This window comes from Mesorhizobium sp. P5_C1 (assembly GCF_054049815.1).
Genome location: NZ_JBFULQ010000156.1, coordinates 1 through 11484, shown reverse-complemented (window position 1 = coordinate 11484; position 11484 = coordinate 1). Strand labels below are relative to the sequence as shown.

Annotated in this window: 9 protein-coding genes; 4 read left to right on the top strand and 5 right to left on the bottom strand. The window is 62.5% G+C overall.

The features are described 5' to 3' along the window. Nucleotides 1–217 precede the first annotated feature (217 nt). Nucleotides 218–619, top strand: a complete 402-nt coding sequence (locus tag ACXJ7R_RS14745) for a hypothetical protein (protein WP_457152473.1) — start codon at nucleotides 218–220, stop codon at nucleotides 617–619. Nucleotides 620–634: 15 nt separating this feature from the next. On the opposite strand, the gene ACXJ7R_RS14740 is transcribed toward ACXJ7R_RS14745, so the two are convergent. Beyond that, nucleotides 635–2221: a trimethylamine methyltransferase family protein gene (locus tag ACXJ7R_RS14740; protein WP_457152472.1), complete on the bottom strand. Its 1587-nt coding sequence runs from the start codon at nucleotides 2219–2221 to the stop codon at nucleotides 635–637. Nucleotides 2222–2413: 192 nt separating this feature from the next. Then, complete coding sequence (gene pdxR / locus ACXJ7R_RS14735) at nucleotides 2414–3907, bottom strand: MocR-like pyridoxine biosynthesis transcription factor PdxR (RefSeq protein WP_457152471.1); 1494 nt, start codon at nucleotides 3905–3907, stop codon at nucleotides 2414–2416. Between the two features lie 300 nt (nucleotides 3908–4207). Between pdxR and pgi the strand changes: the two genes are divergently transcribed. Further along, entirely contained in the window at nucleotides 4208–5851 is a 1644-nt protein-coding gene (gene pgi, locus ACXJ7R_RS14730; protein ID WP_457152470.1) for a glucose-6-phosphate isomerase, read from the top strand. 5 nt (nucleotides 5852–5856) lie between these two features. Beyond that, nucleotides 5857–6579: an HAD family hydrolase gene (locus ACXJ7R_RS14725; protein ID WP_457152469.1), complete on the top strand. Its 723-nt coding sequence runs from the start codon at nucleotides 5857–5859 to the stop codon at nucleotides 6577–6579. A gap of 43 nt (nucleotides 6580–6622) precedes the next feature. On the opposite strand, the gene ACXJ7R_RS14720 is transcribed toward ACXJ7R_RS14725, so the two are convergent. The 3 genes from ACXJ7R_RS14720 to ACXJ7R_RS14710 form a co-directional block, all read right to left on the bottom strand. Then, nucleotides 6623–7630 carry a hypothetical protein gene (locus tag ACXJ7R_RS14720; protein WP_457152468.1) on the bottom strand — a complete coding sequence of 336 codons (1008 nt, stop codon included), beginning with the start codon at nucleotides 7628–7630 and terminating at the stop codon, nucleotides 6623–6625. 180 nt (nucleotides 7631–7810) lie between these two features. Continuing rightward, complete coding sequence (locus tag ACXJ7R_RS14715; RefSeq protein WP_457152467.1) at nucleotides 7811–8581, bottom strand: class I SAM-dependent methyltransferase; 771 nt, start codon at nucleotides 8579–8581, stop codon at nucleotides 7811–7813. Continuing rightward, nucleotides 8578–10461 carry a long-chain-fatty-acid--CoA ligase gene (locus ACXJ7R_RS14710; protein ID WP_457152466.1) on the bottom strand — a complete coding sequence of 628 codons (1884 nt, stop codon included), beginning with the start codon at nucleotides 10459–10461 and terminating at the stop codon, nucleotides 8578–8580. The genes ACXJ7R_RS14715 and ACXJ7R_RS14710 overlap by 4 nt, the downstream gene beginning before the upstream one ends. A gap of 457 nt (nucleotides 10462–10918) precedes the next feature. Between ACXJ7R_RS14710 and ACXJ7R_RS14705 the strand changes: the two genes are divergently transcribed. Continuing rightward, nucleotides 10919–11484, top strand: a 566-nt coding sequence (locus tag ACXJ7R_RS14705) for an ABC transporter substrate-binding protein (RefSeq protein WP_457152465.1), incomplete at its 3' end; no start/stop codon positions are given.

The following is an 11484-nucleotide window of genomic DNA, read 5'->3' as shown; positions in this document are numbered from 1 at the left end:
CATGATCGCTATCCTGAAGTTTAGAATCGGCATGCTGCCGACGCTTGCCGGATCAGCCCTGGCCGGTGTCTTGCTGCTGGCGGCAAGTGGCTGACATGCACAACGGCAAAGGCATAAAGCGCGTCGCGTGAACCCGTTTCAATGTGACGCGCTTTAGAGGTCGCTGCCTTTGTATTCCGCTTGCGAACCACTTAAGTGGTTTGAAACGGATTGGAACATGRTGGCGACACGACGCTCTTCCCTTGGCTTCCTCGGAATGTTCGGCCGCTCGGGCGACTTGAGGCAGCTCGATGCGGCATTGCGTGGCGCCGACCTTCATCCCGCCCTCGTGCCGGAGGGCGTAAAACTGACAATCGTCAATCTGATGAAGGATCATTGGCCTGACGAGCCGCCCGGCCAAGCCTATGCAGACGTGGCGCGATTGTTCAGCTACTGCATCGCCGGACCGGAAGCCTTCGAACGATCCAACGGTCTTCAGAACAGGCTGGATGCAGAACGCCGGATCGAGGCCGCCCTTGAAACCGGCGACGGCTTGGATGCGCAAATCGTGCTGATGACGCTGCACGCCAAGCTGATCAATGCCGAAGTCGTCGAGCGCTACGGTCTCAACGCGGACTGATTGTTTTGCGAGGGCCTACCCGCCCATGCTGCCGCGCGGCAGCTTGATCATCTCGCCAAAGCGGGCACGCAGCCTGTCATCGATCAGCTTCGGCACATGGCGCGGAAAGCGCTCGGCAAGCACGCGTTTCYTCTCGATGATCGCCCGTTGCAGGATGTCGGGCCGGCCCTTCTCGTTCCATTCCTTGGGCGAAAATCGGTCGCCCACGGCCGGATAGAAATACTCGGTCTGCATCAGCCGCAGCGTCTGCTCATTGCCGAGATAGTGGCCTGGTCCCTTCAGGCAGACATCGGCGATGGTGTCGATCGACAGCGCCTCGTCGGTCACCTCGATGCCGCGCACGCAGCGCAGGCAGTGGCCGAGCATGTCGTTGTCGATGATCAGGCTTTCCAGGCAGAAGCCGAGCAGCGAGGCGTGCATGCCGGCCGATTCGTAGACCAGGTTGAGCCCGGCAAGGCCGGCCATCACATCGGTGATGCCTTTTTCATAGCCGGACTGGATGTCAGGGAGTTTCGAATCCGTCATGCCCGCGGCCGAGCCGCCCGGCAGGTCGTAATATTGCGCCATCTGCGCGCAGGCCGCGGTCAGCACCGCCTGTTCGGCCGAACCGCCAGACATGGCGCCGGTCCTGAGATCCGACACGAATGGCCAGGTGCCGAAGATCGCCGGATGCCCCGGCTTGATGGCGTTGACATACATAAGGCCGACCAGCACTTCGGCCACCGCCTGCACCACTGCACCGGCAATCGCCGCCGGGGCCGTAGCTCCGGCCTGTCCGGCCGACAGCAAGAGGATCGGAATGCCACCTTCGACGCAGGCCTCGAGCACGCCGCAGGCGTCCTCGGCGAACTTCATCGGCGGCACGACGAAGCAGTTGGAGTTCGAGACGAACGGCCGGGCGCGGAAGTTCTCCTCGCCGCCGGCAATGGCATAGAGCATTTCGAGCGCCGGCTGCACGTTCTCGCGCACCGTGAACGAGGTGCCGACATGCTTCGACGTGCCCATCACGCAGGCATAGAGCGTGTTGAAATCCATATCGAGCGGGTCGGGAATGTCGCGCGGCACCATGGGCCGCTGGAAGAAATGGATGTTGTCGAGCCCCTCGACGAGGCGGGCGGCGTCATAGATGTCCTGCAGCAGCGACTCGCGGTATTCGCGCTTTTCGACATCGACCAGATGCACGGCAGCGCCCGCCGTGCCGTAATGCACGCGCTTGCCCTTGATTAGCATGTCGTGCTTCGGGTCCTGGCCGTGCAGCGTGAAATGCCGGGCCGCTTTCTTGATCGTGTCGAGCACGAGCGCGCGGGGGAAGCGGATGCGGCCATCGTCGCCATAGTTGGCGCCGGCCTTAGTCAGCGCCTCGATGCAGGAGGGAATGGCATTGGCGAAGCCAACCGTTTCCAGGAGTGTCAGCACCGCCTCGTGGATGCGTTCCTGGTCGTTCTCCGTCAGCGGCCCGTAGCTGCCGCCTTCGAGGCCGGCGCGCACCGGCTTGATGTCGTCGGCCAACGGTGCTGCCCGCATGGCGCGGCGCGCTTCGCGCCCGCCGGAGCGGCGCGAACGTTGATCCGCCGCCGCTTCCTGCTTTTCAAGAACTGACATGGAGACACTCCACCTTTCYGAGAAGCAGGGCGCGGCGGTTGGTCCACCATCGGCTGCTTCTTTCCCCTTTGTGCTCCGACTATGCCGCCGGCATTGGCCCAGCCTATGAGCCAGACGGTCCGGCTGCATATGCCAGGGCTAATGGAGCCGGAGCCACGTTGTGCGGCTCAGGCAAGGGGGTCGGGCGGTGGATCAGGCGGCGGCCGGCCTGCGTCCGGCGGCGGTGGCCAGTTCGCGGATGCCTGGCTCGATGTGCTGGAGCGCGATCGAGGAAATGCCCAGCCGCATGAAACGCGAAGGCTTTTCAGTGCGATCGAAGAAACGATCGCCCGGCTCGATGATGACGCTGCGCGAGGCGGCCGCCTCGGCCAGTCCGCGCGAATCGGTGCCGCGCGGCCCTTCAAGCCACAGCGATGTGCCGCCCGCCGAATCGGTCGAACGCCATTCCGGCAGGAAAGCGGAAATCGCATGGACCAGGCGCTTGCGCCGCTCGTCGAAGGCGCTCGACAGCCGCCGCACAAGTGCCTCGTGATGGCCGAGCGACAGGAACAGCGCGACGGCGCGCTGGTTGTTGGCAGGCGGATGGCGCAGCATGAAGCGGCGCAGCGCCCGGAGTTCCGAGATCAGTCCGGCCGAGGCGACGATGTAGCCGAGCCGCAGGCCTGGAGCCAGCGTCTTCGACATCGAGCCGACATAGACGACGCGGCCGGAGCGGTCGAGGCTCTTCAATGCCTGCTGCGGCGCCTCGTCGAGAAGCTGGCTGTCATAGCCATCCTCGATGATGATCTGGTTGTAGCGGTTGGCCCGCGCCAGGAGATCCTGCCGCCGTTCCGCCGACAGCGGCACCATGGTCGGGCAATGATGGCTGGGTGTGACGAACACGAACCCGGAATCATTGGGAATAGAAGCGGTTACAATGCCGGACTGGTCGACCGGCACCGGCTGGATGTCGGCGCCCGCAAGGCGGAAGATCGAGCGTGCGTCGGGATAGCCGGGGTCCTCCATCGCCACCTTGGAGCCCTTGCCCATCAACAGCGTCGCCAGCATGTAGAGCGCGTTCTGGGCGCCCAGCGTGACGATGATTTCGTCGGGATTGGCGAAGATGCCGCGCCGCGGCAACAGCCGCGCCTGGATCTGTTCGATCAGCAACGGATCGTCGCGATCGACCATATCGGACGCCCAGTTGCGGATTTCGAGCACGGCAAGCGCCATGCGGTTGCACTCGCGCCACTCAGCGGTCGGGAACAGCGCCGGGTCGAACTGGCCGTAGACGAAGGGGTAGGACGACTTGATCCAGTTCTCGTGCTTGGCCGGCGGCGGCATGTCGCTTGCGGCGATCTTGCGGCGTGCCTTCCAGTCGATCTCGTTGGCCTGGTCGGGCGCCTTCTGATGCGGCTTGGCTGGTGTCGCCAACACATCGGGATTGACGAAATGGCCGCGCCGCTCGCGTGCCACCAGGAAGCCCTGGTCGACGAGCTGCTGGAAGGCCAGCACCACGGTTCCGCGCGCCACGCCGAGTTTTTCGGCCAGGATCCGGCAAGAGGGGAGCGGCATCGAAGCGGCGATCTGGCGGTCGAGAATGGCGGCCACGATGGCTTGGCGGATCTGTGCCTGCAGGGTCTGGCCGGATTCGGCCGAAATCCGGAACAGGCCGGACCATATCGCCGTGTCGTTTCGCTGTGGCATGGAAGATGTTCCTCGATGGCCAGCTTTTTTCGTTTGGCTGGACCAGTCGAATGTAACGGTGGCACAAGGGGTTGCGCCAATCAATTTTTCTGATCGTTGGGATTTATGCCAGTGATCCTTCGGCGGAAAATCCGGCACTCCGCCCACCCTCGGGACGCGCCTGCATCGTCGCCGCGTGACGATTCGCGTCATCGCCGCGTATTGACCGTACAGAATTCGGCTCACTAGTTTTGGCGCGACGACACGCGCCGGAAACATCCGGTCTGATATGGTGCGTCGAAAACGCCAGGAGTCCCGCCAGTGGATCAGTCAGCCTTCCAGAAACAGCTCGCAGCCTTGCGCGATCATCGCGCCGCGGCGCCAGCCAGCATGCGCCAGGCCTTCGCCGCCGATCCGCAGCGGTTCAAGACATTCTCAGCCACCGACGGCGACCTGTTGCTCGACTGGTCGAAATGCGCGGTCGACGCGCTCACCATGGACCTGCTGGAGAAACTTGCCGGGGCAGCCGATCTCGAAGGCCGCCGGGCGGCGATGTTCGCCGGCAAGAAGATCAACGTCACCGAAGACCGTGCCGTGCTGCACACCGCGCTGCGCAACCTGACCGGCAAGGGCGTCACCGTCGATGGCCAGGACGTCAAGGCGGACGTCACCACCGTGCTCGACGCGATGGGCGCCTTTGCCGATGCCGTGCGCTCCGGCAAGGCAGCCGGCGCGACCGGCAAGAAAATCACCGACATCGTCAACATCGGCATCGGCGGTTCCGATCTCGGCCCGGCCATGGCGACGCTGGCGCTAGCCCCCTATCATGACGGGCCGCGCGCGCACTATGTCTCCAATATCGACGGCGCCCATATCCACGACACGCTCAAGGGCCTGTCGGCCGAAACCACGCTTTTCATCATCGCCTCCAAGACCTTCACCACCGTCGAGACGATGACCAACGCTGAGACGGCGCGCAAATGGGTGCAGAAGGCACTCGGCAAGGAAGCAGTCGGCAAGCATTTTGCCGCCGTCTCGACCGCGCTCGAGCTGGTGGCCAAGTTCGGCATCGAATCGGATCGCGTCTTCGGCTTCTGGGACTGGGTCGGCGGCCGCTATTCGGTCTGGGGGGCGATCGGCCTGCCGGTGATGATCGCGGTCGGGCCGCGGAATTTTCGCGCCTTCCTCGATGGGGCGCATGAGATGGACGAGCATTTCCGCACGGCGCCGGTGCAGGAGAACCTGCCGGCGCTGCTGGGGCTGGTTGGCTGGTGGCATCGCGTGATCTGCGGATATCCCGCGCGTGCCGTCATTCCCTATGACCAGCGCCTGTCCCGGCTGCCGGCTTATCTGCAGCAGCTCGATATGGAATCAAACGGCAAGAGCGTCACCCTCGAAGGCGTTGCGGTGACGACCCCGACCGGACCGCTGGTCTGGGGCGAGCCTGGCACCAACGGCCAGCATGCCTTCTTCCAGCTGCTGCATCAGGGCACCGATTTCATCCCGGTCGAATTCCTCGCTGCGGCCGTCGGCCACGAGCCGGACCTCAAGCATCAGCATGATCTGCTGCTCGCCAACTGCCTGGCGCAGTCGGAAGCGTTGATGAAGGGCCGCACGCTGGAGGAGGCGCGCGCCCAGATGCTGGCCAAGGGCATGAAGCCGGCCGAGGTCGACAAGATCGCCCCGCACCGCGTCTTCTCCGGCAACCGGCCCTCGCTGACCATTCTCTACCGCAAGCTCGACCCGCGCACCTTCGGCCGGCTGATCGCGCTCTACGAGCATCGCGTCTTCGTCGAAGGCACTTTGTTCAACATCAATTCCTTCGACCAGTGGGGCGTCGAGCTCGGCAAGGAACTGGCCACCGGCCTCTTGCCTGTCGTGGAGGGCAAGGAAAGTGCCGCGAAGCGGGATGCATCGACCGCTGGCCTGGTGGGATACATCCAGCATTTGCGTGGTTCGGAGTGAGCAGTTTGGCAGACATCAAGGGCATATTGTTCGACAAGGACGGGACGCTTGTCGACTTCAACGCGACCTGGCTCGGCATTGCCGACTTCATGGCCATGGATGCCGCCGAGGGCGATCGCTGGAAGGCCGACAGGCTGCTTTCGGCGGCGGGTTTCGATTTCGTCAACAAGCGGTTCAGGCCCGATTCGATCTTTGCCTCGGGCACCAACATGGATGTCGTCGAACTGTGGTTCCCGCGCCTGTCCGACGAGGACCAGATGCTGGCCGTCGCCCGCTTCAACGAAATCACGTCCGTGCAAGGCTCGTCGATGGCGGTGGCCCTACCCGGCATCGTCGAAACGCTGACAGTGCTGCACAAGCGATCCTACCGGCTCGGCGTCGCTACCAACGATTCAACCGGCGGCGCGGAGAAGACGATGGTCACGCTTGGCGTCGCCCAGCTCTTCGACGCTGCCTATGGCTATGACGCGGTGGCCAATCCGAAACCGGCGCCGGACACGATCTTCGCCTTCTGCGACCTGACCGGGCTGAAGCCGGCGCAAATCGCCATGGTCGGCGACAATCGCCACGACCTGGAGATGGCGCGAGCCGGCGGCTGCGGGCTGGCGATCGGCGTGCTCTCCGGAACCGGCACACCTGAATCGCTGTCGTCGATCGCCGATATCGTGCTGGATTCGGTTGCCGACCTGCCGGATTTTCTGTCGGCGCGGGTCAAGGAAACGATCTGACGGGGGAAGCTGTTTCTTCCTGGCATCGGACGCCTTCCGTGGCCTACTCGACCACCACCTGGATACAGTTGATGGTCGTGTTCTCGATTGCCGTCAGCTTGGTCAGCAGATCCAGGCGGATCATCTCGACAATCCGGTTCGGAAGAACACCTTCCACCGTCAGCCGAATATCGTGCCAGCCCTCAACATAGCGCACGGTGACGCCCTCAACGCACAGGCGATAGACGCGATGCTCGTCCGTAATTTCAGGCATCTTCGAATGAGGCACGTCGGGCGTGTACAATGTTTCGAGCAAGTCCATTCGAGGATTGAGGCCGAGATGGCTAAGATGCCTGGCTCGAAAACCGTCACTATCCTCCGGTCTGCCGCTGGCGCGATCCGAAAGACGGCGGCGAAGCCAAAAGAGATGATTTTGACATCCATCATCTCGAACGAATGCAAATCGTGGCCAGAGCCGTCTGGTGAGGCGTTCCCAGCGGCCCGTATGGAGCTCCAGTCGCCAATCGTCGATGTTCTCGACCGCGGCAGGCCATTGCGGCCCGATGAGAAGCCCGCCGCGAACCAGGAGTGCGCTACCATCTTCGACTAGTTCCGAAGAGTGTTTGTATATCCACGGCGGAGTTTCACCGGTCGTATCAAAGCGACCAACGCCATAGTTCGTTGTGTCCAAAACAAGCACTTGCGCCTTTTGACCACGGACATTCGGATAAGATAGGTTCCCAACGATAAATATACGGTCGCCGACAAGATTTGCCGTGTGGGAGTCGGTGGGCGGGAAAACGTCGTCCGAGTAGCCGAAAATCTCGGTTCCGCCCCCAGGATGCCTAACGATTACATCGTTGTAGATGTAGAAGTCTGCATCGTACCAATCTTCATACTCGCCGCCGATCCTGACACGGCGGCCGTCAGGCAGCGTGGTTTCAGTGCGCCCGTACCGGCTGAAGCTCCAGCACGGTCCGACATCTTCTGAACGCGGGCCGTTGAACGTCTTGTTTAGGGAGTAACCGCTGAGACCCTGTTCAATTGCCCATACCCAGACCGGGTTGGTCATAGGCTCGGGATTGCCGGAACCTCGACTGGGCGAACGAAACTGCGAAAACAGGGATGGGTCAATATGGGCAGGTACGGGTGTTTTGATCAAAGTGAAGCGGGGCTAGCAAGGCTTCCATATCGAGCCGATACCCCATAACTGGACTATAGCTTCCATAGAATCGTCTGCAAAGGGTCGAACTCAGTCATTCGAGTGATTTGGTTTGAGGGGGGGTCGGCGCTCTTCCGCCTCAAACGAGAAGACACCGCTCGGCTTGGTCGGGGCACCTTTCGCGTCGCCGAAATCCGGCACCTGATATTCGGCGTGCAACCGCAGCCGGGAAAGTGGCAGATCGTTGCGGCGGGGATCGCCGACCAGCACCTCAATGCCGGCTGCCAGGCAGCGATCGAGGAACGGGATAACCCTCAAAGCAACCTCGTGGCCGTAAAACACATCGCCGGCGAGCACGAGGTCGACCGCCGGCGGCGGGCCCGTGGTGATATCCTTGTCGACAATGGTGATCTCGACGCCGTTCGCCGCGGCGTTGAGGCCGATCGCGGCAATGCCGTTACGATCGATCTCCGCGGCGATCACCGCGCTCGCCCCGGCCTTGGCGGCGGCAATGCCGACAAGACCCGAACCGGCGCCGAGGTCGAACACGCGGCGACCGGCCACGGTTTGCGGATGGTCGAGTATATAGCGTGCAAGTACGGCGCCGCCGGCCCAGGCATAGGCCCAGTAGGGCGGCTGCGGATCGGGTCCATCCTCATCCGCCTCGGCCGTGTCGTCATCATCGTCGAAGCTTAGCCGCGGATCGATAAGCCGCCTCAGGCCACTCCCCGGATGAGGCGTATAAAGCCGGATTTCGGGAAGCGACGGCACCGGGGCGATGCGCATGTTCGCCTTGATGAACTCGGTCGGGTCAGGACGGCAAGGTGCATCCACGGCGCCAAGGCCGTCGGCTGCCGTCATTCGCGCAGCGCCCGCCGCAGGATCTTGCCGACGGGCGTCTTCGGCAGCTCGGTCCTGAATTCGATGTATTTTGGCCGCTTGTAGCCGGTCAGGTTCTCGCGGCAATAGGCGGTGAGCGTCTCTGCGGTCAGCGCCGGGTCCTTCCTGACCACGAACAGCTTCGGCACTTCGCCCGAATGCTCGTCCGGCACGCCGATCGCCGCCACTTCGAGCACGCCCGGATGCATCGCCACGACTTCCTCGAGCTCGTTCGGATAGACGTTGAAGCCCGAGACCAGGATCATGTCCTTCTTGCGGTCGACGATCTTGGTGTAGCCACGCTCGTCCATGAAGCCCATGTCGCCGGATTTGAAATAGCCGTCCTTGGTCATCACCTTGGCGGTCTCATCCGGCCGGTTCCAGTAGCCCGCCATCACTTGCGGCCCCCGGATGCAGATTTCGCCGACCTCGCCGAGTGGCAGATTGTTGCCGTCGTCGTCGCGGATGGCGATCTCCGTCGACGGCAGCGGCAGGCCGATGGTGCCGGTGAAGTCGCTGGCGCTGAACTTGTTGGCGGTGGCCACCGGCGAGGTTTCCGACAGCCCGTAGCCTTCGGTCACCGGACAGCCGGTCAGGGCCTTCCAGCGTTCGGCGACGCCCTTCTGCACCGCCATGCCGCCGCCCAGCGTCAGCACCAGCGGCTTGAAGTCGAGCTTGCGGAAGTCCTCATTGTTGAGCAGGGCGTTGAACAGCGTGTTCAAGCCCGGAAAGATGTGGATCGGATATTTCTGCAGTTCCTTGACGAAGCCGGGAATATCGCGCGGGTTGGGAATGAGCACATTGCGCGCACCTTGCTGCATACCCATCAACGCGTTCACCGTCAGCGCGAAGATATGATAGAGCGGCAGGGCGCAGATAAAGTTCGGATGCGCCGGTTTCGGCTTGATCGTATAGGCGTCTTCCATCCACTGCGCGTTCTGCACGACATTGGCCAGCACGTTGCTGTGCAGCAGCGTTGCGCCCTTCGAGACGCCGGTGGTGCCGCCCGTATATTGCAGGAAGGCGACATCGTCGGCCGCCACCTTGGCTGGCTTGAAGCCCACGCCGCCGCCGGCCTTGACGGCCGCGTTGAACTTGACATGGCCGGGCAGCGACCATGCCGGCACCATCTTCTTCACCCGGCGCACGACGAAATTGACGATCGTGCCCTTCAGTCCGCCGAGCATGTCTCCCATCGCGGCGACCACGACGTGCTTGACCGCCGTTCTGGAGATGACCGCCTGCAAGGTGCTGGCGAAGTTCTCCAGGATGACGATGGCTTGTGCACCGGAATCCTTGAGCTGGTGCTCCAGTTCGCGCGGCGTGTAGAGCGGATTGATGTTCACCACGACATAGCCGGCGCGCAAGACGGCCATCATCGCCACCGGATATTGCAGCACGTTGGGCATCATCAGGGCGACGCGTGCGCCCTTTTGCAGTCCCTTCGATTGCAGGTATGCGCCGAAGGCCGCCGACAGCCGTTCGACATCGGCATAGCTGATGGACTTGTCCATGCAGGTAAAGGCGGGCTGGGCGGAAAATTGCTTGCAGGCGGCGACCAGGAAATCGCCGATCGAGCTGTAGGGCAAGGCGCCGATTTCAGCTGGTACGCTTTTCGGATAGCTTTTGAGCCATGGCTTTTCCGGCAGCCCGGCAGTCAGCGCCGTCAGTGCCTCCGGCAATCGCGAGGCCGCGGCCGGCTTGGCCGTCGGTTTTGCACTTGCCTTCACCGGCACGGGGGCCGCCTTCGGCTTTGCCGCGGCGGCTTTGGCAACGGGCGCTTTCGGCTTGACTGCGCCGGCGGCTGCCTTGGCAGCCGTCTTGGCTTTCACCGACGCCGTCGTCTTTGATGCTTTTGCCACCCGTTCCTCCCTGGATAATTCTTGTTCGTCCGTGCCGCGCTCGCCCCCGAATTGACAGAGACGTCCCCCGGCTGCGGCCTGGGATGTCTTCTATGTATTGCCTCTATCGGCGGCGGTGCAAGTCTTGCCCCTGCGGCAAGGCGGCGAAAGATTTGCCGCCAAGAATCTCCCCTGCCGCCGATACTGCGAGCCGCTATCCTGCCGCACCCTCGGCCGAGCGAAGGTCGGCGCGGCACCTGTATCGCCAGATCGACGATCAATAAAAAAATGCGGTCGTTAACAATCCCGTGAATGGAAAAAACTGCTAATTTTTTCTGCCATTTAGCAAAATGGCGGATTTTTTTCCTGCTTCCCGCGGGGTAAGCAAACGGGGTGTTCCAAAGCCGGAAAAACGGTGCTTATATGCGGGCTTCGCGAGCCTGATAGAGGGGCTTGGAAGAACATCAGGGAGTGCTCAATGAAAAAGAAACTCGCTTTTGCGGCCGCGTTGCTGGCCGCAAGCGTCCTGAGCGGCATGGCCAATGCGAAGACGCTTGTCTATTGCTCGGAAGCATCGCCGGCCAATTTTGATCCGGGTACGACGACGGGCGGCAACGACTTCGATGCCTCGTCGCGTACCGTCTATTCGCGCCTGGTCGAATTCAAGCATGGCGGCACCGAGGTCGAGCCCGGCCTTGCCGACAAGTGGGAAATCTCGGACGACGGTCTGGTCTATACTTTCCATCTGCATCCAGGTGTGAAGTTCCAGACTACCGACTATTTCAAGCCGACCCGCGACCTCAACGCCGACGACGTCGTCTTCTCCTTCGACCGTCAGTTCAACAAGGCGAACCCGTGGAACGGCGATAAATACCTGCCGAACCTGACCTGGGATTACTACACCGGCATGGACATGCCGAAATATGTCGCCAAATGGGAGAAGGTCGACGATCTGACCGTCAAGCTGACCCTGACCGAGCCGAACGCGCCCATGCTTGCCAACCTCGGCATGGACTTCGCCTCGATCGTGTCGAAGGAATATGC

What these genes read in the sequence shown, in the direction of transcription:
- ACXJ7R_RS14720 (WP_457152468.1), bottom strand. Translation starts at nt 7,630, where the DNA reads ATGACCAACCCGGTCTGGGTATGGGCAATTGAACAGGGTCTCAGCGGT.
- ACXJ7R_RS14715 (WP_457152467.1), bottom strand. Translation starts at nt 8,581, where the DNA reads ATGACGGCAGCCGACGGCCTTGGCGCCGTGGATGCACCTTGCCGTCCT.
- pdxR (WP_457152471.1), bottom strand. Translation starts at nt 3,907, where the DNA reads ATGCCACAGCGAAACGACACGGCGATATGGTCCGGCCTGTTCCGGATT.